Genomic DNA, 22,060 nt, shown 5'->3' on the forward strand with positions numbered 1-22,060 from the left:
ATGTCAGCCCAAATTGTATCAGCGTGAACCCGGTTGCGCACGCTTGAAATACTTGAAGAAATCCGAACTCGGGTCGAGCACCATCACGTCGCTCTTGTTGCGGAAGGTCTGCTTGTAGGCTTCCATGCTGCGCCAGAAGGCGTAGAACTCCGGGTTCTTGCCGTAGGCCTGTGCGTAGATCACCGCCGCCTTGGCATCGCCCTCGCCCTTCAGCTGCTGCGCCTTCTTGTAGGCCTCCGCCAGAATCACTTCGCGCTGGCGGTCGGCATCGGCACGGATGCGCTCGGCCTCGGCCGAACCTTCGCTGCGCAGCTGGTTGGCCACGGTGCGGCGCTCGGAGTTCATGCGTTCGAAGACCGAATCGCTGATTTTTTCCGGGAAGTCCACACGCTTGAGGCGCACATCGAGAATGGCCACGCCAATCTTCTGTGCTTCGCCATCCGCACGCTTGCGCACGACCTCCATCACTTCATCGCGCTTGCCGGAAATCACGTCGGCCACGGTTTTCTGGCCGAACTCGGCGCGCAGGCCGTCGTTGATGGTCTGGCGCAGGCGCTGCACCGCCACGGTATCGTTGCCGCCCACGCTCTTGTAGAAGCGTTCGACATCGATCACGCGCCATTTGACGAAACTGTCCACCAGCACGTTTTTCTTCTCGCGGGTGTTGAACAGCTCCGGCGCTTCCGGATCGATGGTCTGGATGCGCTGGTCGAAATAGCGCACGTTCTGCATCAGCGGGATCTTGAAATGGATGCCCGGCTGCTTGATGACGCTGACGACTTCACCGAACTGGAACACCATGGCGAACTGGCGCTGATCGACGGTAAACAGCGAACCGGCCGCCAGCAGCAGGCCGGCGACGATGGCAATAATGACGGGAAACATGCGTTCCATCTGTTTATCCTCTTAGCGGCCGCGAATGACTTCGCGTTCGGTGTGCGCGCGCGGCGCCGGGGCGGACGAGCTGTCGCTCTGCGGAATGGCCGGCGCTTTCGGCTCGGCGGCACGCTCCGCGCCGGTCTGCTGCATCAGTTTGTCCAGCGGCAGGTACAGCAGGTTATTGCCGGACTTCTGATCCACGTACACCTTGCTGCTATTGCTCAGTACCTGCTGCATCATGTCCAGGTACAGGCGGTCGCGCATCACCTTGGGTGCCTTGCTGTATTCGGCCAGCACGCTCTGGAAGCGCGCGGCATCACCCTCGGCGGTGGACACCACTTTCTGCTGGTAGCCTTCGGCCTCCGCCAGCAGGCGCGAAGCCAGGCCCTGCGCCTTGGGCACCACTTCGTTGGCGTAAGCCTGGCCCTCGTTGCGCAGCTTTTCCTTGTCCTGGCCGGCTTTCACCGCGTCGTCAAAGGCGGCGATCACCGCTTCCGGCGGCTGCACGTCATTGATGTTGACCTTGGCCACCCGCACGCCCATGCGGTAACGATCCAGAATCTGCTGCATGATGCGCTGGGTTTCCGCCGCGATCTGGCTGCGGCCTTCGTTCAGCACGAAGTCCACCTTGTTGCGGCCAACCACTTCGCGGATGGCGGTTTCCGCCGCCTGCTTCACTACGTCCTGCGCGTCTTCCTCCAGCGCCAGGTTGTTGAACAGGAAATCCCGCGCGTCCTTGACGTCGTACTGCACCGACAACTGCACATCGATGATGTTCTGGTCTTCGGTCAGCATCAGCGACTCTTCCTTCACCCGGTTCTTGGCATTGCTGCGATAGCCGATTTCCACGCTGCGCAGCTGGGTAAGGTTGACGATTTCCACCTGTTCGAACGGGTATGGCGCATGCCACTGCAGGCCGGATTCACTGGTGCGGCTGTAGCTGCCCAGACGCAGCACCACGCCCTCTTCGCGCGCATCTACCACGTAAAAGCCGCTGGCCAGCCACAGGCCGCCCAGCACCAGCAGCAAGCCGGCGGCACCGAAACGCATGCCACCCGGCATGCGCGGGCCACCATTGCCGCCATTCGGCGTCTGCGGCTGGCGCGGCTTGCCCCCTAACAGGCGTGATAATTTTTCGTTCAGTTGGCGGAAAACTTCGTCCAGATCCGGCGGCCCGTCATTGGGACCGCGGTTATTGTCATTCTGTGCCATAGGTGTCTTCTTGTTGAAAGTGCGTTGCTGTCGTTCCCGACACGCGTTCGGCAATGGCCTCCCGCAGGAGTTCCAGACCGGCGCCGGTCAACGCCGATACGCGCACGCCGACGACGACACCATGCTCGTCGCGGATGATCTCCGGCGGCAGCTCGCGCAGATCGGTCTTGTTCCACACCAAAAGCTGCGGCACATCGGCAGCGTCGATCTCCTGCAGCACCTTGTTGACCTCTTCCACCTGGCGGTCACGCACCTCGCTGGCCGAATCCACCACGTGCAGCAGCAGTTCGGCGGAGATGGTCTCCTCCAGCGTGGCACGGAACGCCGCCACCAGCGAGTGCGGCAGATCGCGGATGAAGCCCACGGTATCCGACAGCACGATGGACACCTCCGGGTTGATGTACAGCCGGCGGCTGGTGGTATCCAGCGTGGCAAACAGCTGGTTGGCCGCATAGCTGTTGGCCTTGGTCAGCGCGTTGAACAGCGTGGACTTGCCGGCGTTGGTGTAGCCGACGATGGACACCGAGGCCACTCCGGAGCGGGCGCGCCCCTTGCGCTGGGTCTTGCGCTGCTTCTGCACCGTGGCCAGCCGCTCTTTCAGCGCCTTGACGCGGATGCCGAGCAGGCGGCGGTCGGTTTCCAGCTGGGTTTCGCCCGGGCCGCGCAGGCCGATACCGCCCTTCTGCCGCTCCAGGTGGGTCCAGCCGCGCACCAGGCGGGTGGCCATGTGCGACAGCTGCGCCAGTTCCACTTGCAGCTTGCCTTCGTGGCTGCGCGCACGCTGCGCGAAGATATCTAGGATCAGGCTGACGCGATCGACCACCCGGCACTGCATGGCGCGCTCCAGGTTACGCTCCTGGATCGGCTTCAGGTCATGGTTGAAGATCACCACATTGGCCTCGGTGGCGCGCACCATGGCGGCGATCTCTTCCACCTTGCCTTTGCCGGCAAACAGCGCGGCGTCCGGCCGTTGCCGCTTGCCGCGCAAAATGCCGCAGACACCCACGCCGGCACCCTTCACCAGTTCCACACACTCGGCAACACCGTCTTCGTAGTCGGCTTCGCCAAAATCCAGACACACCAGTACTGCCTGGTCACCCAGGTCGGGACGGTCAAACACTCGGGGAGACTTTCAAGAAATGGGGGCTGGCCGATCAGATGATCGACCAGCCCCCGAGATGAAGCAAAAGTTAGGCGTCCTGTGCTTCCGGCTTGGCAGCGTGGTGCTCATGCGGAATGCTTACCGGGCGGGCCGGTACCACTGTGGAAATGGCATGTTTGTATACCATTTGAGTCACGGTGTTTTTCAGCAGAACGACATACTGGTCAAAGGACTCGATCTGACCCTGCAGCTTGATACCGTTTACCAGGTAGATGGATACCGGTACGTGTTCCTTGCGCAGGATGTTCAGAAACGGGTCTTGTAACATTTGCCCTTTGGCGCTCATTTTTTGTTCTCCAATTTCAAAGAGTTTCTGTAATTCGGTTCAAGCGGGCTGGTGCTAGCAGTCTTTGTAGCATAAAAAATTCCAGCCGACTATTTGAGGCCTTTATGGCGCATCAAACCTGGTTTGCCGCCTGTGGCTTCGACCTCAAACGGGTTGTCACTCGATTTGTACTGTACCCGCAGCGGCGTGCCTTGCAAATGAAAAGCCTTGCGGAACATGCCTTCCAGATAGCGGGTGTAGCTTTCCGGAACCCGATCCAGCGCATTGCCGTGAATCACGATGATCGGCGGGTTCATGCCGCCCTGGTGCGCATAGCGCAGCTTCGGACGCACGGTACCGGCGCGCGGCGGCTGCTGACGCTCGGTTGCCACCTGCAGGATACGGGTCAGTTTCGGCGTTGGCAGCTTGCTCATCGCCGCCTTGTAGGCATCGTCGATGGACTTGAACAAATCGCCCACGCCACGGCCTTCCAGCGCCGAGATGTAATGGAACTTGGCAAATTCCAAGAAGCCCAGCTTGCGCAACACATCACGCTTGATGGTTTCCTTTTGCTGAAGTTCCAGGTTATCCCATTTATTGACCGCTACCACCAGCGCCCGCCCGGCTTCCAGCGCGAAACCGGCGATGGTGGCGTCCTGCTCGGAGATGTCCAGCTGCGCATCCAGCACCAGCACGGCAACGTTGGCATCCTCGATCGCCTTCATGGTCTTGATCACCGAGAACTTCTCGATGGCCTCGTTGACCTTGCCACGACGCCGCACGCCGGCGGTATCGATAATGGTGTATTTGCGGCCTTCGCGCTCAAAATCGATATAGATGCTGTCGCGGGTGGTACCGGCCTGGTCGAAGGCAATCACCCGCTCTTCACCCAGCACCGCGTTCACCAGCGTGGACTTGCCCACGTTGGGGCGGCCGATGATGGCGAACTTGGGGTGGTGAACCTTCTCTTCTTCCTCGGCGTCCGAGAACTGTTCCAGCACCATTTCCACCAGCTCGCGCACGCCATCGCCGTGCGAGGCGGAAATCGTGTACGGATCGCCCAGCGCCAGCTCGTGGAATTCGGCGGCGGCCATCGCGTGGTTGACGCCTTCGGCCTTGTTCACCGCCAGGAATACCGGCTGCTTGGACTGGCGCAGGCGGTTGGCAATGATCTTGTCCTGCGGCGTCAGGCCGGTACGGCCATCCACCAGGAACACGATGGCATCGGCCTCGTCCACGGCCTGCAGAGTCTGCCGCGCCATTTCAAACAGAATGCCCTCATCCACTACCGGCTCGAAACCGCCGGTATCCACTACCAGGTACGGCTTGCTGCCGACACGGCCGTGACCATAGTGACGGTCGCGGGTAAGACCCGGCTGGTCCGCCACCAGCGCATCGCGCGAGCGGGTCAGCCGGTTGAACAGGGTTGATTTGCCCACATTGGGGCGGCCCACCAGGGCAATAGTTGGTTTCATCTTCTACAGCTTAGAGGGTCAGTGCAGCCAGCGTGCCGTTTTTGCCGTACACGTAGGCGGTATCGCCCAGTACCAGCGGGCGACTCATGGTGCCGCTGACGTCGAGCCTGCTGCGGCCAACCGTGTGTCCATCAAGAGGCGAAAGCAGGTGCGCATAGCCTTCGCCGTCGAGCACCAGCAGCTGGTTGCCCAGCTTCACCGGTGCGGTGACATTGCGATAGCGGAAACTGTCCTGTTTCCACAGATTGCGACCGGACTCAATGTCGAAGGCCCAGATCGCGCCGTCTTCGGCGGTGACATATACCGCGCTGCTATCCAGCGTCAGGCCGCGGCTGCTGCCAACATCACGCGCCCAGGACTGTTGCCCGCCGCGCGCCTCGAAGCAGGCGGTACGGCCCTGGAACGCCACGGCGCAGACACGGCGGCCATCGAACACCGGCTGGCTGACCACGTCGGTAACGCGCTCCAGCTCGCTGGCGCCGCGCGGCGAGGCCACGGTGGCCTGCCACAACTGGCGGCCCTGCTCTACCGCGTACACCGAAATCTTGCCGCCGGTTTCGCCGGACAGCAGCACGTCGTCGCCTTCGGTCTTGAGCTGCGGCGTGGTGGCGCGCACGGTCAGCGACGGCAGCGGCTGCCATTGCGTCCACAGTTGGCGGCCGCTGGCCCGGTCAAACGCCGTCACCCGGCCGTCACCGGCACGCACCACCAGCAGCTTGCTGGCCAGTTGCGGCGGCTCGGCCAGCACGCTGGTCAGGTTCTGGTGCCAGATGCTCTTGCCGCTCTTGCTGTCCAGCGCCAACAGCTCGCCGCTACGGGTGCCGACAAACAGCATGCCGTCAGCCGCCGCTACGCCAGCACTCAGCTCCAGTTTGAGGTCCAGCGTCTGCATGGTGCGCCCGGTCAGCGCCTCCAGCGCCTTGACCTGACCATCCTCGCCCGCTACCCACAGCGTGCCGGCATCGTAGAACGGCGGGAACAGGCCATTCTTGGCCTCCGGCACCGACACCTGCCACTTCACGCGCAGCGCCTGTTCCGGCTTGATGTCGGCCAGCGGCGTCGGTTGATAGGCATCCTCCCCGGCGAACCAGGAAGCGCAGCCGGACAGCAGCGGCAGGGCAATGGCAGTAGCAAGCAAGTAACGTTTCATGTCAGTTCCCCACGGAATCCAGCTTGGTCTGGATGAAGTCGCGCGCCGGCGCATCCGGCGCCGCTTTGGCCAAGGCGGCCTTGTAGCTTTCGCGCGCACCGTTGCTATCACCGCGTGCCACCAGTACATCGCCCTTCAGGTCGAGGAACTGGCTGTCGAAAGCCGCCGGGCGCGGCAGGGACAACTCGGCCAGTGCGGCATCGTATTGTTTTTCGTCCAACAGCACGGTAGCCAGACGCAGGCGCGCCACCGCTGTCACCACTTCGTCGCCCTGCTGTGCCAGCACCCACTTCAGCTGGGCACGGGCAAAACCGAGATCATTGCGCTCGAACGCCAGCTTGGCGGCCAGCAAGGCGGCATTGGACGACAGCGCCGACGCCGGATAGTCGCGCTGCAACAGCGCGACGGTGGACTTGACCTGCTCCAGCTTGGCGCCCTGCAGCTGGGTTTCCAGCTGGCTGTAGATCACCGCGGCAGCCTCGGCCTGGCTGCGCTGGTAGAACTGCCAGCCCTTGACGCCGAGAAAACCCAGCGACACCGCCAGCACGGCGCCGCCGATCAGTTTGCCCCACTGCGACCAGAACGCCTTCAGCGTGTCGATCTGTTCCTGTTCCTGCAAGTCGTAGGCCATGGCCTTCCCCTTATTCAGCCTTGAAGCGGGCAACCGTGGCAACCAGGTTGGCCGCAGCAACGGTTTCCTGTGCCAGCTCGGCGCGCAGCGGTTTCACCACTACCTGGCCGGCCGACACTTCGTTTTCGCCGATGATCAGCGCCACCACGGCACCGCTGCCATCGGCTTTTTTCATTTGCGATTTGAAGCTGGCATCGCCCATGTGCTGCACCACGCTCATGCCGGCCTGGCGCAGTTGCTGCGCCAGTTGCATGGCGTAGGCAGTAGCGCCCTCGCCCTGGTTGACGATAAAGGCATCCACGCTGCGACGCACCGGCAGCAGGCCTTTTTCCGCCAACAGCAGCAGCACGCGCTCCATACCCATGCCGAAGCCGATACCCGGTGCCGGCTTACCGCCCAGCTGCTCGATCAGGCCGTCGTAGCGGCCGCCGGCACACACCGTGCCCTGCGAACCCAGCTCGGTGGTCACCCACTCGAACACCGACTGGTTGTAATAGTCGAGGCCGCGCACCAGACGCGGGTTTTCCACATAGTCGATGCCCAACGCGGCGATCAGCGCCTTCCAGCCCTGGTAGTGGCGGCGCGACTCCTCGCCCAGGTAGTCGCTCAAGCGCGGCGCGGCATTGGCCATCGCCTGCAGCGCCGGGTTCTTGGTGTCCAGCACCCGCAGCGGGTTGCTGTACAGGCGGCGCTTGCCGTCCTCGTCTAGGATGTCGACGTGACCTTCCAGGTATTTGATCAGCGCCTCGCGGTGGGCGGCGCGCTCGTCCTTGTTACCCAGGGTGTTGATTTCCAGGCGTACGCTGTTCGCCAGGCCGAGGCGGCGCCACAGCTCGGCGGTCATGGCGATGATTTCGGCATCGATGTCCGGGCCGCTCATGCCCAGCGCTTCCACGCCGATCTGGTGGAACTGGCGGTAGCGGCCCTTCTGCGGGCGTTCGTGGCGGAACATCGGGCCGGTGTACCACAGCTTCTGCGTGGTGTTGTACAGCAGGTTGTGCTCCACCACCGCGCGCAGGGTACCGGCGGTGCCTTCCGGACGCAGGGTCAGCGGCTCGCCGTTGAGGCCGTCGGCAAAGGAATACATTTCCTTTTCGACGATGTCGGTCACTTCACCGATCGAGCGCACGAACAGCGGCGTGCTTTCCACGATCGGGGTGCGGATGTTCTGGTAGCCGTAATCGTGCAGCCAGCCACGCAACACCGTTTCAAAGTATTCCCACTGGTGCGATTCGGCGGGCAGCACGTCGTTCATGCCGCGAATCGCTTGTATTTTTTGTGCCATTGCTTGTTCCGGAAACAGTCAGATTCTTTACAGGTTGGCCGCAGTCACAGCGACTTGATCGGGATGGTGCGACTCACCAGTTCGCGGCGCTTGGCGCCGCCTTCGCCGTAGCGGCTCTGCACGTAGTGATCGACGATGGCCTTGAACTCGGCGGCGATATTGTCGCCCTTCAGGGTGACATCCTTGTGGCCATCGACGTATACCGGCGCCACCGGCACTTCGCCGGTACCCGGCAGGCTGATGCCGATGTCGGCCAGCTTGGATTCGCCCGGACCGTTCACCACGCAGCCCATCACCGCCACCTTCATGTCTTCCACCCCCGGATACTGCAGGCGCCACACCGGCATCTGCTCGCGCAGGTAGCTCTGGATGCTGTCGGCCAGTTCCTGGAAGAAGGTGCTGGTGGTGCGGCCACAACCCGGACAGGCGGTAACCAGCGGCGTGAACGAGCGCAGGCCCATGGTCTGCAGCAGCTCCTGCGCCACCACCACTTCCTTGGTGCGCGCCTCGCCCGGCTGTGGGGTCAGCGAGATGCGGATGGTGTCGCCGATGCCTTCCTGCAGCAGGATCGCCAGCGCGGCACTGGAGGCGACGATGCCCTTGCTGCCCATGCCGGCCTCGGTCAGGCCCAGGTGCAGCGGGAACTGGCAGCGACTGCCCAGATCGCGGTACACGGTGATCAGATCCTGCACATTGCTGACCTTGCACGACAGCAGGATGTGGTCGGCCGCCAGGCCCAGCTCCATCGCCTTGTCGGCAGACTCCAGCGCCGAGACGATCAGCGCCTCGCGCATCACCACCTCCAGCGGCTTGGGGTTGGCCGCATGGTTGTTGGCATCCAGCATGCGCGCCAGCAGCGCCTGGTCCAGGCTGCCCCAGTTCACGCCGATGCGCACCGGCTTGTCGTACTCGATGGCGGTGCGGATCATGTAGGCGAACTTCTCGTCGCCCTTGGCGCCCTTGCCGACGTTGCCCGGGTTGATGCGGTACTTCGCCAGCGCGCGGGCGCAGTCTGGGAACTCTTTCAGCAGGCGCTCGCCGTTGAAGTGGAAGTCGCCCACCAGCGGCACATTGCTGCCCATGTCGTCCAGGCGCTGGCGGATCTCCGCCACCTTCGCCGCTGCTTCCGGGCTGTTGACGGTGATGCGCACCACCTCGGAGCCGGCCTGCGCCAGCTCGTACACCTGCTGCGCGGTGGCGGCGGCGTCGGCGGTGTCGGTGTTGGTCATCGACTGCACCATCACCGGCTGCGCGGAACCCACCAGCACGTGGCCGATGGCAACCTGATGGGTCGGGCGGCGTTTACTTGTTGCGTCCATCACGATATTCAATTGAGTTCGAGTTTGGCCGTGGTGCCGCGAATCTTGCTCTTCAGATCGACTGCGGCGCCGTCATAGGACAGCTCCACCTGGGCGGCATTGCCGATGGTGAGCTTGAACGGCGGCACACCGTTCGCCTGCTTGTCGCTGCCGGCCGGCAGCAGGCCGTAAATCAGTTTCTTGCCACTGGCGTCGGTCACCGTCACCCAGGATTCCTGGCGCGTAGTCAGCCGTACGCTTTTCTCACCCGCGGCGGCGGCCACCGGCGCCGAGGCTACCGCCTTGGCGGCAGCAACTACCGGCGCCACCACGGCCGGCGCGCTAGCCGGCAGCGGTGCGGCTTGCACTGCGCTGGCATCGAGCTGCACCTCGCTCAACGGCACGCTGGCCTCGGCCAGCGGCGCGCTCGCGGTGGCCATTTCCAGCGGCAGCGCCTGCGGCTCGCTGCTGGCGGCGGGCTGCTGGCTGAACTGCCACCAGCCGGCCACGCCACCGGCCAACAGCAGCGGCAGCAGCCAGAGCCAGCCTTTGCCACTGCCGGACTGCGGCGCCGCCGGGGCGGCAGTCGCCACCGCGGCCGGCTCCAGCTTTACCGGCGGGAACTGCTCGTCCAGCAGCGCCATCAGGCCACTGCTGTCCAGTTCTAGGAAACGCGCATAGTTGCGCACAAAACCACGGACAAAAGTCACACCGGGCAGGCGATCGAACTGACCGGCCTCGATGGCCTCCAGCTGACGCGGCGACAATTTGAGACGATCAACCACATCCAGCAGGCTGAGGCCTTGAGCCTCGCGTGCGCTGCGCAGTTGCTGGCCAATCTGTTGGGCGGGAGAAAAAGTCGAATCCTGAGGCTGCATGCTGAAATCAGTTTCCACTTAAGAGCTGTTGGGTTTCGGGACTATCCGGGAAGCGTTTCTTGAGTTGCGCCGACAAGCGCTCGCGCGCGCCTTCGTCGTGCTTGAGCCTGGCCAGGCGCACCCCCAGCCACAGCTCGGCTGCGCTGCCGCGACGCTCGTCGATGGCCAGACGCTGATAGTAGAACTCGGCCAGCTGCGCATTATTGCCATTGAGCGCAAAACGCGTCAGCTCACGCAGGGCGCTCGGGTCGTTCGGCACCCGCCGCAGCGTGGCCAGCAGCAGCTGGTTGGCTTCGTCGCTGCGCTGCATGCGCTCCAGGCACAGCGCCTTGCTCACCATGGCATTCTGCGGCGAGGCAAAGAACGGGTCGGCCAGCGCGCGGTCGAACATCTGCAGCGCGTCGTCAAACCGGCCACGACCGCACAGGAAATTGCCGTAGTTGTTGTTGACTTCCGGATTGCGCGCGTCGATGCGCAGCGCCTGCTGGAAGGCTGTATCGGCCTCTTTGTCCACGCCCAGCTGCATCAGGATCAAGGCCTTGGCCAGGTAGCCGGACTGAAAGCTGGGGTCGGTGGAGATGGCCAGTTCGGCGTTTTCCATGGCCACGCGCATATTGCCGAACTTCATGTACTCGATGGCGAGCAAGGCACGCGTCTGCGCCAGTTCGCGCGCGGGCGCGGAGGCGGCCATGACTGGCGTTGCGGCCAGCAGGCCCGCCAGTAACAGAGCAACGACGCGTGTCTTGATCATCAGGACCTTTCCTCGCTAATGCGTATCCACTTTTCCTGGCGCCGGGTCTTGTCCTGCACCTGGCCGGCAAGTTGGCCGCAGGCGGCATCGATATCGTCGCCACGGGTCTTGCGCACGGTCACCACAAAGCCGGCCTCCTGCAGAATCTCGCGGAAGGCACGGATGGCGTTGTTGCTGGAACGCTCGTAACCGGAATTCGGGAACGGGTTGAACGGAATCAGATTGAACTTGCACGGTACGTCACGCACCAGCGCAATAAGTTCACGCGCATGTTCCGGTCTGTCGTTGACCCCGTCAAGCATCACGTATTCAAAGGTAATGAAATCGCGCGGCGCCTTCACCAGGTAGCGCTGGCAGGCCGCCATCAACTCCTTGAGCGGGTATTTCTTGTTCAGCGGCACGATCTCGTCGCGGATGCGGTCGTTGGAGGCGTGCAGGCTCACCGCCAGCGCCACCGGACAGGCCTCGCGCAGGCGGTCCATCTGCGGCACCATGCCGGAGGTAGACACCGTCACCCGGCGGCGGCTCAAGCCGTAGCCGTGGTCGTCGAGCATGATCTGCAGCGCCGACACCACGTTGTCGAAGTTGGCCAGCGGCTCGCCCATGCCCATCATCACCACGTTAGAGATGACGCGCTCGTTCCTCGGGGTGACACCCATCGCCTTGTTGGCCCACCACAGCTGGCCGATGATTTCGGCGGTGGTGAGGTTGCGGTTGAAGCCCTGACGGCCGGTGGAGCAGAAGGTGCACTCCAGCGCACAGCCGACCTGAGATGATATGCACAAGGTGCCGCGGTCATCCTCGGGGATGAACACAGTCTCGACACCGTTGCCGGTGCCCACGTCCAGCAGCCACTTGCGGGTACCATCTTCCGATTCCTGCGACACCATCAGCTCCGGCACACCGACCATGGCGGTGTCGTGCAGCTTGGCACGCAGCCCCTTGGCGATGTCGGTCATGGCGTCGAAATCGGCTTCGCCCATCTGGTGCATCCAGCGCATGATCTGCTTGGCACGGAACGCCTTTTCGCCCATGGCGGCAAAGTGTTCGGTGAGCTGAGGGAGGTTGAAGTCGAGCAGGTTGGTCTTCATGGCAATACTCAGAATAATGGCGGCCGCCAGCGGCGGCCGCCGGATACAGCTTAGCGTGCAGCGATTTCGGTGGCAGCGAAGAAGTAGGCTACTTCGATAGCAGCGTTTTCCAGGCTGTCGGAACCGTGTACGGCGTTGGCGTCGATGGAATCGGCGAAGTCGGCGCGGATGGTGCCGGCTTCAGCTTTCTTCGGATCGGTAGCGCCCATCAGTTCGCGGTTCTTCAGCACGGCGTTTTCGCCTTCCAGCGCCTGGATCATCACCGGGCCGGAGATCATGAAGGACACCAGGTCATTGAAGAACGGGCGCTCTTTGTGCACGGCGTAGAAGCCTTCGGCTTCGGCGCGGGACAGTTGCTTCAGTTTGGCGGCAACAACTTTCAGGCCGGCGGATTCAAAACGGTCATAGATCTTGCCGATAACGTTCTTGGCGACTGCGTCCGGTTTGATGATGGAAAGAGTACGTTCGATTGCCATATAAAATCTCCCTGTTTACAAGCGAAATGGTTACACTTGACAGGCTCACAATCGAGCCTGCGGGTCACCCAATTTTGAGGAACCCGTTATCTTACCAGCGTTCACCAGCCTTTGCTGCACTGAATTCAAGACGCGATGAAGCCCACGCCCAACGACCCCCAGCAGCACAGCGACCTCCCCTCTACCGGCCTGAGTCCGGAAATGCGCAAGCGCCTGGCCATCGCCGGCGGCCTGGTTGCCGTGGCGCTGGCCGCCATCCCGGTACTGGAATCGTTTAGCGGCGGCGAGAAAACCGCCGCGCCCAGCAGCAGCACACCGCTGAGCTCCGGCCGCATCGTCAGCAAGGAAGATGCAGCATCGGCGCCGGCACTGGTAATCGCCCAGCTGCCGGAAAGCAGCGCCCCGCTGGCCGCCAGCACCCCCGCCGTGGCTGCCCCGCTGGCCGCCGACAGCCATGCTGCCATCGACAACACCCCGCCGGCACCGACGCCCGGCAGCCCGGCAGCCGCCGCCCCGGCACCAGCGAGCCGCCCAACGTTGGCCGCAACCGCCACGCCGGCCAAGCCCGCCGCCGCAGCCCCCCTCCCGGCCAGTAAGGCGACGCCGCCAGTCGTCCATGCCAACCCCACTCCCGCAGCTGCAACCGACAGCAACGGCAGCGCGCCGGCCGGCAAAACCGCCGCGCCGCAAGCTGCTGCCGCCAAGCCGGCTCCACTGCCGGCACCGGCCCGCACGCCGACCCTGGCCACTGGCAACAACCACCCGTCGCTCGGCTACCAGCTGCAGCTCGGCCTGTTCGCCAGTCCGGGCAATGCCGAAAAGCTGGTCGCCGATCTGAAAAAGCACGGCCTGAGCGCCCGCACCGAGACCCGCGTGCAACTGGGGCCGTTCCGCACCCGCGCGGAAGCGGAGGAAGCGATGCAGCGGCTGCGCGAACTGGGTTACCAGCCCTTGCTGGTGCCGCTCGGCACGCAGTAAGCCGCCACAAAAAGCACAAGGCCGCAGCTTACTGCGGCCTTGTTATTTGCCGGGACGGCGACTCAGGTCTCGACCACGCCGTCGCCGATCTTGAAATTGTCCACCAGGTGCGGCAGCTGCAGATAGCTCTGCGACTGCATCTCGGTGAGCCGGCTGGCGGTACGGAAGAACTCGCTGGCCTGCATGCCGTCGGTGTAGATATCCTCCGCCGCCACCGCACTGGACGCCACCAGCTTGACGCGGTGATCGTAGAACACGTCCACCAGCCAGGTCAGCCGCCGCGCGACGGAAGCATCGCGCGCCTCCAGCTTCGGGATGTCCGACACGAACACGGTATGGTATTCGCTGGCGATCTCCAGGTAATCGGTCTGCGCGCGCGGGCCGTCGCAGATGGCGCGGAAGTCGAACCAGACCACGCCCGGCGCATGGCGCCGCAGCGGAATCTCGCGCCCCAACACTTCCAGCACATGCGGTAGCTCCGCCGCCGCGCCCGCCAGCCGCTCGAACATCACTGTCAGCCGCGCACTGGCCTCGTTGCCGGCCGGCACCAGGAACAGCGGCTCGCGCGTCAGCTCGCGCAAGCGGTAGTCGTTGCCACCGTCGACGTTCACCACCTCCAGATGCGCCTGCAGCAGCGCGATGGTGGGCAGAAAGTTGCTGCGCATCAGGCCGTTGGGGTACAGCTCTTCCGGCGGATAGTTGGAGGTCATCACGCAGATCACCCCGCGCTCGAACAGCGCGGTGAACAGCCGCCCGAGAATCATGGCGTCGGCGATGTCGCTGACGTGGAACTCGTCGAAGCACAGTAGGCGCACATCGCGGGCGATGCGCTCGGCCACGGTCTGCAGCGGGTCGGCCTCGCTGGACAGCGTGCGCAGCTGCTTGTGGATCTCGGCCATGAAATGGTGGAAATGCACCCGGCGCTTGCGGCGGTAGCCGACGCAGCTATAGAAGGCATCCATCAGGAAGCTCTTGCCGCGCCCCACGCCACCCCAGAAATACAGGCCGCGCGGCACTGGCGGCTTACGCAGGCTGCGACCGAGGAAGCGGTTGCGCTTGTCCTTGAACTCCTGCAGCGACTGCCACAGTTCGTCCAGGCGCTCGATGGCGGCCGCCTGCGCGGCGTCGTGAATGAAGCCGGGCTGCAGGCTGGCAGCCTGATACCAGGCACGGGGGCTGAGCGAGCCGTCTTCCGGCGGCGAGAATACGTGTTGGGACATGGGATCGTGTGTACATCAGGGTTGGCCGCAGCATGCGGCCAACGTTGCATCAGGAAAACAGGCCGGTAGACAGGTAGCGGTCACCGCGGTCGCACACAATGGAGACAATCACCGCGTTGTGCAACTGTTCATTGAGGCGCAGCGCCACCGCCAACGCGCCGCCGGACGACGGCCCGGCGAGGATGCCCTCCTCGCGCGCCAGACGGCGGGCGGTTTCCTCGGCGGTGTGCTGGTCCACCAGCAACAGCTCATCGATCCGCGAGAAGTCGCAGATGCTGGGCAGGTATTCGTCTTCCCACTTGCGGATGCCGGGAATCTGGCTACCGGGCTGCGGCTGCACGCCGATGATGCGGATCGCCGGGTTCTGCTGCTTCAGGTAAGTACTGGTACCCATCACGGTGCCGGTGGTGCCCATGCTGGACACGAAGTGCGTCACCGTGCCGGCGGTGTCGCGCCAGATCTCCGGGCCGGTGCCCTCGGTGTGCGCCAGCGGGTTGTCCGGGTTGGCGAACTGGTCGAGGATGCGGCCAACCCCGGCCGCCTGCATGCGGCGCGCCTCGTCGATGGCGCCGGGCATGGACAGCGCCTTCGGTGTCAGGATCACCTCGGCGCCGTAGGCGCGCATGGTGTCCACCCGCTCCTGGCTGGAGCCTTCCGGCATCAGCAGGATCATCTTGTAACCCATCACGGTGGCGGCCATCGCCAGCGCGATGCCGGTATTGCCGCTGGTGGGCTCGATCAGGGTATCGCCCGGCTTGATCTCGCCGCGCGCCTCGGCATGCTGGATCATCGACAGCGCCGGCCTGTCCTTCACCGAACCGGCCGGGTTGTTGCCTTCCAGCTTCACCAGCAGCACGTTGCTGCTGTTGCCGGCCATGCGCTTGAGGCGCACCAGCGGGGTGTTGCCGACAAAATCTTCCAAGTACTTGAATTGGGGCAGGCTCATCACGCTCTCCATTGATGCGGCGCATTATACCGGCTTGCGTCGCGTGTTCCGCACTGCGGCCAACCCTCATTCCGGCAATGGCAAAGCTTTTCCATAAAAATCATGAGTTTAGCCATGAAATTTGCCTTGGAATTTTACAGCACTTGAATATAACCGGATGATCACCCGGCAACTGCCGCCAGCAGCACGCAGCCGCTGGCACAAGAAAAAAGCGGCCACGCGGGCCGCTTTTTCTGTCGTCGGGAAACGACTTACTTCTGGTACACCGGGAAACGGTGGCACAGCTCGGTGGCTTCCTTGGCCACGCGCGCCAGTACTGCCTCGTCGGTCGGGTTGTCCAGCACGTCGGCCACCAGGTTGGCCACGATGCGGGCTTCTTCTTCCTTGAAGCCGCGGGTGGTGATGGCCGGGGAGCCGATGCGGATGCCGGAAGTCACGAACGGGCTTTCCGGGTCGTTCGGAATGGCGTTCTTGTTCACGGTGATGTGCGCCTTGCCCAGTGCAGCATCGGCCGCCTTGCCAGTCAGGCCCTTGGCACGCAGGTCAACCAGGAACACGTGGCTCTCGGTACGGCCGGACACAATGCGCAGACCGCGTTCGGTCAGGGTGCGCGCCATCACGTCGGCGTTCTTGATTACCTGTGCCTGGTACTCCTTGAATTCCGGGGTCAGCGCTTCCTTGAACGCTACCGCCTTGGCGGCGATCACGTGCATCAGCGGGCCACCCTGCAGGGTCGGGAACACGTTGCTGTTCAGCGACTTCTCGAACTCGGCCTTGGCCAGAATGATGCCGCCACGCGGACCACGCAGGGTCTTGTGGGTGGTGGAGGTCACGAAGTCGGCGTGCGGTACCGGGTTCGGGTACAGGCCGGCAGCTACCAGACCGGCGTAGTGCGCCATGTCCACCATGAAGTAGGCGCCACATTTCTTGGCGATCTGGCCCATGCGTTCGAAGTCGAAGCGCAGCGCGAAGGCGGAAGCGCCGCCGATGATCAGCTTGGGCTTGGTTTCCATCGCTACGCGCTCCATGTCGTCGTAGTCGATTTCTTCCTTGTCGTTCAGACCGTAGGCCACGATGTTGAACATCTTGCCGGACAGGTTGGCCGGGGAACCGTGGGTCAGGTGACCACCGTGGCCCAGGTTCATACCCATGATGGTGTCACCCGGCTTCAGGATGGAGAAGTACACCGCCTGGTTGGCCTGCGAGCCGGAGTGCGGCTGCACGTTGGCATACTCGGCGCCGAACAGCTGCTTCACGCGGTCGATGGCCAGCTGCTCCACCACGTCAACGTATTCGCAACCACCGTAGAAACGCTTGCCCGGGTAGCCTTCGGCGTACTTGTTGGTCAGCTGGGAGCCCTGGGCTTCCATTACGGCGCGGCTGGTGTAGTTTTCGGAGGCGATCAGTTCGATGTGATCTTCCTGACGCTGCACCTCGCCGGCGATGGCGGCGGCGAGTTCCGGGTCGTACTGGGCGATTTTGATATCAGCAAACATCGTTGACTTTCCATCAATGGGTTATGGATCGGGAAATTTTACTGCATTCCGGCGCTGGCCCGAAATGAACAAATGGCGTACGGAGCATGAATCTGTTTCATCTTCCGCACGCCATTTCAACTATCTATTGCAAGGTATGCTGCACCGGCCAGTCGTCGGCGGTAAAGAACAGCGGAACACCGTTCTGCGCCTCCGGCTGCAGCTGCGGCACGATGCGCACATCGCCCACCTGGCATTCCAGCATCAGGATGCGGAAGGTGGTTTCGATCTGCCCCACCACGTCCTGCGCCGCCAGCGGCCACACGAAGCCGCCCCAGTCCTTCTCGTTGCCGGCGGCGGAGACGGTGAAGTGCAGCTCGCCGTTGTCGTGCGCCGACATGATGGCCACCGGCTCTTCGCCCTGGTCGCGCAGCTTGCGGATCTGCGTGCTGGCGAACACCTGCAGCGCCACTTCCAGCCGCGCCTGGTTGGCCGCCACGATGGCCTGCATCAGCGGCATCGGCACGCGCGGAATCGGGAACAGCGTCACGCCGTCGACCTTCAACTCTTCGCCGAGGAATTTCATCAGCGGCACGCCCCAGGCGCCAACGCTGCCACCCAGCTTCACCGGCGGCTCGGCGCCGTCTTCGCGGATCGCCACGCCCAGCAGGTAGCGCAGGAACACGCCCTCGTCCTTGGCGGTGATGGCGGCGGCCGGCAGCTCCAGCGGCAGGCCGCGCGCGGCGTCGACCAGCTGACGGGTGTAGCGGTAGATCTGCGCGGAGGAGATGCCCACCACCGAATCCGCGTGCAGCAGCTTGCCGGACAGGAACACCTCGGCCCCCGGCGCGAACACGCCGTGCTGGCGGAAGATGGCGTTGAGGCCGTCCACGTCGGCAATGCGCTCCGGCAGCGTCACCTTGTTCTTGCTGCCCACCACCAGCACCACCGGCACGGCAAACACCACCGCGTGGCGGCCGCTGTCCGGGCGCTCGGCGGCATCGCGCAGCTCATCCCACAGAATCTGGTAGATCTGCGCCGAGGTCACCATCGCCAGCGCCACCGACAGCGACAGCAGCTCCTCGCGCTCCAGCAGCTCGATCAGCCGCGCGCGCAGGTTGCCGCGCCACTGCTCGCGGTCGTCCTCGGTCACCGCCTTGGCAATCGCCTCGGCGTGATGGATCAACATATTAGAAGGAGAAGCTTCGGGATACTGGCGCGGATCGGGCAAAACCGGAGTGAAATCGCTCATGGCAGGACCAAAGGAATGGCGGATGCGGCAAAGGCGTTATTGTCGCACAGCTTGCCGCCAGCGGCGAGGCAACGGCCCGATTTTGCCGCACAAGCAAGCGCTCGATTTTCACTTTCAAACAAATTTGTGTTCATGGCGCGACAAAATGTTATGTTTTTTGCGCTTTTGCAAATTGTATACATTGACACCATGCACCATGATCGGGATAATCCGAACTCGTTGAGATGCAGCAATTGCTTCTTGATAGTTTCTCCTCTATTTCTCCTTTGTAGACTTGGCGCGGGCATAAAACCCCGCGCATTTTTTTTGCCTGCCGTTCCGGCACCATCCATTTCAAGCACTTAGCAGACATTACCGCCGCTGTCGCCAGCCGGGATCAAGCTTTTCCTATTACCTTTCCCCACACGCCGCCGTAGCGCCGCGCACCAATGCTGCGCAGCAGCACCCGTCACGCACCACGACGCGGCATTGTTCGTTTTTTCACGAAAATTTTCCAAAGTGAACAAAAAAGAACGCCGAACCCGCGCACGGGTTCGGCCAAATGCATGAAACGATCAGGGGAGGAAACGTCTGAACGACGTCCGGGTGATTGGTCAGCCGCCGCGCGGCAAAGTTCCTGCCGCCGTCGTTGCGGCCAACGTTGGCCGCAATATTGGCCGCCGCCGGACGGCGATGCGACAATCGCCGCTTCGCTCACGCCCTCCTTGCCGCCATGACCCAGCCCACCTTCTTCTGGCTCGACTACGAGACCTTCGGCGCGGTACCGCGCAGCGATCGCCCGTCACAGTTTGCCGGCATCCGTACCGATGCCGAGCTGAACGAAATCGGCGAGCCGGTGATGCTGTATTGCCAGCCGACACCGGACTACCTGCCGGCGCCGGAAGCCTGCCTGCTCACCGGCATCACGCCGCAGCTATGCGCCGAACGCGGCGTGCCGGAGCAGCAGTTTGCCGCCGCCATCGAACAGGAGCTGGCGGCGCCCGGCACCATCAGCGTCGGCTACAACTCCATCCGCTTCGACGACGAGGTGACGCGCTTCCTGTTCTGGCGCAACCTGATCGACCCGTACGCGCGCGAGTGGCAGCACGGCTGCAGCCGCTGGGACTTGCTGGATGTGCTGCGCGCCACCTACGCGCTGCGCCCGGACGGCATCGAGTGGCCGCGCCACGACGACGGCCAGGTGAGCTTCAAGCTGGAGCATCTGTCGGCCGCCAACGGCCTGCTGCACGAGGCGGCGCACGATGCGCTGTCCGATGTGCGCGCCACCATCGCGCTGGCGCGGCTGATCCGTGAGCGTCACCCCAAGCTGTTTGCCTTCTGCCTGTCGCTGCGGCAAAAAGACAGCGTGCGCCACCAGCTGTCGCTGCATGCGCCGCGGCCGCTGATCCACGTCTCCGGCATGTTCGGCACCGCGCGCGGCAATCTGGCCATCGTCTGGCCGCTGGGCGAACACCCGAGCAACAAGAACGAGGTGCTGGTGTGGGACCTGGCGCACGACCCGTCCGAGTTGCTGGGCCTGAGCGCCGACGAGGCGCGCCTGCGGCTGTTCAGCCGTAGCGATGCGCTGCCGGAAGGCGTGCGCCGGCTGCCGCTCAAGGGGCTGCATGTCAACAAGTCGCCGTTCGTGGTCAGCGACCTGCGCGTCCTGCCCCCCGCCCGCGCCGCCGAGCTGGGCATCGACATGGCGCAGATCGAACGCCACGCCGCCATCGCCGCCGGGCTGCCGAAGCTGGATGCGCTGTGGCGACAGGTATACCAGCGCGAGGCCGGCGAGACGCCGGACGTGGACGAAAACCTGTACGGCGGCTTTGTCAGCAACCACGACCGCCGCCAGCTGAACCGCCTGCGCCAGCTATCGGCGCCACAGTTGGCCGCAGAACGGCCCGCGTTCGACGACAGCCAGCTGACCCGTCTGCTGTGGCGCTACCGCGCACGCAATTTCCCGCACAGCCTGTCGGCCGCCGAGGCGCAGCACTGGCAGGACTGGTGCGCGCAGAAGCTGGCCAGCGGCCAACCTGGCGGCCGCAGCCACGCCGACTTCCAGGCCGAGCTGGCACGACTGGGCGCCGGAGCCACCCCGACGCAGCAGAGCATTCTGCTGGCGCTGGCGCAGTGGGCGGCGCAGCTGCCCGGCGCCTGAGCCAGTCAACCCGGTTGAAGGCCGGCACTGTTATTCATTTTCTGGATAAGCAATCTCTAAATTCGTCTAAAGAGGAATAACGCCATCAGTTAGCATGGCTGCCTGTTTATGAATCAGGCAGAAAGCACGGCATGGAGCTGGGATATGTAATTGCAGGTCTGACGGTGGGCTTTATCGTGGGCCTTACCGGTGTGGGCGGCGGGTCGCTGATGACCCCGATCCTGCTGTGGTTCGGCATCAACCCGGCCACCGCGGTAGGCACTGACCTGCTGTACGCCTGCATCACCAAGATGGGCGGCGTGGCGGTGCACCAGAAGCACAAGCAGATCGACTGGCGCATCACCGGCTACCTGGCTGCCGGCAGCATCCCGGCCTCGCTGCTGACGCTGCTGGCCCTGCACGTCATGAAACTGGACACCCAGGCCGCCAACAGCCTGATCAAGGTAATGCTGGGCTTCGCGCTGATGCTCACCGCGCTGGCGATCCTGTTCAAGCCGCTCATCCTGCGCCAGCTCACCCGCCTGCTGCCGCAGCGCCCGGCCGACTACATGCCGGTCAAGGCCACCGTGCTCACCGGCGTGGTGCTGGGCGTGATCGTCACCCTCAGCTCCATCGGCGCCGGCGCGCTGGGCACGCTGGCCATCTTTGCGCTGTATCCGCTGCTGCCCACCGCCCGCCTGGTGGGTACCGAGATCGCCCACGCGGTGCCGCTGACGCTGGTCGCCGGCCTGGGCCACGCCAGCATGGGCAATATGGATTACAGCCTGCTGAGCCAGCTGCTGATCGGCTCGCTGCCGGGCATCTGGCTGGGCAGTCACATGACCCGCCGTGTGGCCGAGCAATGGCTGCGCCCGGCACTGGCGATCATGATGGCGCTGATCGGCGCCAAGCTGGTGATGTAAGCGCTGGCCTACATCCGGAGAGCGCAGTATGGTCGACAAGGCCCGGCATCGCCGGGCCTTGTCGCTTTTCCACCCCGATACTCGCCACGGAGCCAGCATGCGCTACAGCCTGCCAGAACTATTGCAACAAGAAACCGAACTGCAGTTTTCCCGCTTCAGCCACGACGACGCCTGGCAGCTGGGCAGCCTGCTGCGCACCTTGGCCGCCGAGCAGCAGGCGGCGCTGGCCATCGAGGTGCACGCCTACGGCCAGCAGCTGTTCGGCTGCGCCATGGCCGGCACCAGCCAGGACAACCTGCACTGGCTGGCCCGCAAACGCAACAGCGTGCTGCGCTTCGGCCACAGCTCGCTGTACCTGGGCGAATACCAACGCGACAAGGGCCAGGAGTTCGAACAACAGCCGCACATCGATGCCAGCCAGTACTGCGCGCATGGCGGCAGCTTCCCGCTGCGGCTGCAGGGCGGCGGCCTGATCGGTGCGGTGACCGTGTCCGGCCTGCCGCAGCGCGAAGACCATCAGCTGGTGCTCGACGCCCTGCGCCAGCTGCTAGCCGGCGGCTGAGCCTGCGGCCAACTGTGGCCGTGCCCGCGGCT

23 protein-coding genes are annotated in these 22,060 nt (G+C 63.9%); 4 read left to right on the top strand and 19 right to left on the bottom strand.

Annotation, left to right across the window (positions count from 1 at the left end; translation table 11 throughout):
• Positions 1-18: 18 nt before the first annotated feature.
• The 13 genes from hflC to ndk all read right to left on the bottom strand — a co-directional run bounded on the left by hflC (position 19) and on the right by ndk (position 12,553).
• A complete protein-coding gene (gene hflC / locus ACFOLG_RS16635; RefSeq protein ID WP_386093981.1) occupies positions 19-894 on the bottom strand; it encodes a protease modulator HflC in 876 nt (291 codons plus the stop codon).
• Between the two features lie 12 nt (positions 895-906).
• Entirely contained in the window at positions 907-2,091 is a 1,185-nt protein-coding gene (gene hflK / locus ACFOLG_RS16640) for an FtsH protease activity modulator HflK (RefSeq protein ID WP_386093983.1), read from the bottom strand.
• A complete protein-coding gene (gene hflX, locus ACFOLG_RS16645) occupies positions 2,078-3,211 on the bottom strand; it encodes a ribosome rescue GTPase HflX (protein ID WP_386093985.1) in 1,134 nt (377 codons plus the stop codon). The genes hflK and hflX overlap by 14 nt, the downstream gene beginning before the upstream one ends.
• 70 nt (positions 3,212-3,281) lie before the next feature.
• Entirely contained in the window at positions 3,282-3,539 is a 258-nt protein-coding gene (gene hfq, locus ACFOLG_RS16650; protein ID WP_174874661.1) for an RNA chaperone Hfq, read from the bottom strand.
• A gap of 89 nt (positions 3,540-3,628) precedes the next feature.
• Entirely contained in the window at positions 3,629-4,993 is a 1,365-nt protein-coding gene (gene der, locus ACFOLG_RS16655; RefSeq protein ID WP_386093989.1) for a ribosome biogenesis GTPase Der, read from the bottom strand.
• A 10-nt stretch (positions 4,994-5,003) separates the two neighbouring features.
• Complete coding sequence (gene bamB / locus ACFOLG_RS16660; protein WP_386093992.1) at positions 5,004-6,143, bottom strand: outer membrane protein assembly factor BamB; 1,140 nt, start codon at positions 6,141-6,143, stop codon at positions 5,004-5,006.
• A gap of 1 nt (position 6,144) precedes the next feature.
• Positions 6,145-6,774, bottom strand: coding sequence for a YfgM family protein (locus ACFOLG_RS16665; RefSeq protein WP_386093995.1), 630 nt, complete (start codon positions 6,772-6,774; stop codon positions 6,145-6,147).
• Positions 6,775-6,784: 10 nt separating this feature from the next.
• Positions 6,785-8,059 (bottom strand): histidine--tRNA ligase, encoded by a 1,275-nt coding sequence (hisS, locus tag ACFOLG_RS16670; protein WP_386093998.1) that lies wholly within the window; start codon positions 8,057-8,059, stop codon positions 6,785-6,787.
• A 44-nt stretch (positions 8,060-8,103) separates the two neighbouring features.
• Positions 8,104-9,378, bottom strand: a complete 1,275-nt coding sequence (ispG, locus tag ACFOLG_RS16675; RefSeq protein ID WP_386094001.1) for a flavodoxin-dependent (E)-4-hydroxy-3-methylbut-2-enyl-diphosphate synthase — start codon at positions 9,376-9,378, stop codon at positions 8,104-8,106.
• 8 nt (positions 9,379-9,386) lie between these two features.
• Complete coding sequence (locus ACFOLG_RS16680) at positions 9,387-10,235, bottom strand: helix-turn-helix domain-containing protein (RefSeq protein ID WP_386094004.1); 849 nt, start codon at positions 10,233-10,235, stop codon at positions 9,387-9,389.
• Positions 10,236-10,242: 7 nt separating this feature from the next.
• Positions 10,243-10,986, bottom strand: coding sequence for a type IV pilus biogenesis/stability protein PilW (gene pilW, locus ACFOLG_RS16685; RefSeq protein WP_386094007.1), 744 nt, complete (start codon positions 10,984-10,986; stop codon positions 10,243-10,245).
• Complete coding sequence (rlmN, locus tag ACFOLG_RS16690) at positions 10,986-12,077, bottom strand: 23S rRNA (adenine(2503)-C(2))-methyltransferase RlmN (RefSeq protein WP_386094010.1); 1,092 nt, start codon at positions 12,075-12,077, stop codon at positions 10,986-10,988. Before rlmN ends, pilW begins: the two co-directional genes overlap by 1 nt.
• 50 nt (positions 12,078-12,127) lie before the next feature.
• Positions 12,128-12,553 carry a nucleoside-diphosphate kinase gene (ndk, locus tag ACFOLG_RS16695; RefSeq protein ID WP_088966884.1) on the bottom strand — a complete coding sequence of 142 codons (426 nt, stop codon included), beginning with the start codon at positions 12,551-12,553 and terminating at the stop codon, positions 12,128-12,130.
• Between the two features lie 135 nt (positions 12,554-12,688).
• Here ndk and ACFOLG_RS16700 point away from each other — a divergent pair, with 135 nt between their 5' ends.
• A complete protein-coding gene (locus ACFOLG_RS16700; protein WP_386094014.1) occupies positions 12,689-13,531 on the top strand; it encodes an SPOR domain-containing protein in 843 nt (280 codons plus the stop codon).
• Positions 13,532-13,593: 62 nt separating this feature from the next.
• Here the strand turns inward: ACFOLG_RS16700 and zapE are convergent, their stop codons facing one another.
• From zapE to ACFOLG_RS16730, 6 genes are all read right to left on the bottom strand, one after another.
• Positions 13,594-14,751 (bottom strand): cell division protein ZapE, encoded by a 1,158-nt coding sequence (zapE, locus tag ACFOLG_RS16705; RefSeq protein ID WP_386094017.1) that lies wholly within the window; start codon positions 14,749-14,751, stop codon positions 13,594-13,596.
• A gap of 49 nt (positions 14,752-14,800) precedes the next feature.
• Positions 14,801-15,697, bottom strand: coding sequence for a cysteine synthase CysM (gene cysM, locus ACFOLG_RS16710; protein ID WP_386094020.1), 897 nt, complete (start codon positions 15,695-15,697; stop codon positions 14,801-14,803).
• A 251-nt stretch (positions 15,698-15,948) separates the two neighbouring features.
• Entirely contained in the window at positions 15,949-17,193 is a 1,245-nt protein-coding gene (gene glyA / locus ACFOLG_RS16715) for a serine hydroxymethyltransferase (RefSeq protein ID WP_386094023.1), read from the bottom strand.
• A 124-nt stretch (positions 17,194-17,317) separates the two neighbouring features.
• The gene (locus tag ACFOLG_RS16720; RefSeq protein ID WP_386094026.1) at positions 17,318-18,361 is read right to left on the bottom strand and encodes a hypothetical protein; all 1,044 of its coding nucleotides are present in this window, start codon (positions 18,359-18,361) and stop codon (positions 17,318-17,320) included.
• 59 nt (positions 18,362-18,420) lie between these two features.
• Complete coding sequence (locus ACFOLG_RS16725) at positions 18,421-18,765, bottom strand: hypothetical protein (protein ID WP_386094029.1); 345 nt, start codon at positions 18,763-18,765, stop codon at positions 18,421-18,423.
• Positions 18,766-18,904: 139 nt separating this feature from the next.
• Positions 18,905-19,105 (bottom strand): hypothetical protein, encoded by a 201-nt coding sequence (locus ACFOLG_RS16730; protein ID WP_386094032.1) that lies wholly within the window; start codon positions 19,103-19,105, stop codon positions 18,905-18,907.
• A gap of 31 nt (positions 19,106-19,136) precedes the next feature.
• Between ACFOLG_RS16730 and sbcB the strand changes: the two genes are divergently transcribed.
• The 3 genes from sbcB to ACFOLG_RS16745 all read left to right on the top strand — a co-directional run bounded on the left by sbcB (position 19,137) and on the right by ACFOLG_RS16745 (position 22,028).
• Positions 19,137-20,564, top strand: a complete 1,428-nt coding sequence (gene sbcB / locus ACFOLG_RS16735; protein WP_386094035.1) for an exodeoxyribonuclease I — start codon at positions 19,137-19,139, stop codon at positions 20,562-20,564.
• Positions 20,565-20,695: 131 nt separating this feature from the next.
• A complete protein-coding gene (locus tag ACFOLG_RS16740; RefSeq protein ID WP_386094038.1) occupies positions 20,696-21,466 on the top strand; it encodes a sulfite exporter TauE/SafE family protein in 771 nt (256 codons plus the stop codon).
• A gap of 97 nt (positions 21,467-21,563) precedes the next feature.
• Positions 21,564-22,028, top strand: a complete 465-nt coding sequence (locus tag ACFOLG_RS16745) for a heme-degrading domain-containing protein (RefSeq protein WP_386094041.1) — start codon at positions 21,564-21,566, stop codon at positions 22,026-22,028.
• Positions 22,029-22,060 lie beyond the last annotated feature (32 nt).

Source organism: Vogesella facilis (genome assembly GCF_042648525.1).
Taxonomy (GTDB): Bacteria; Pseudomonadota; Gammaproteobacteria; order Burkholderiales; family Chromobacteriaceae; genus Vogesella; species Vogesella facilis.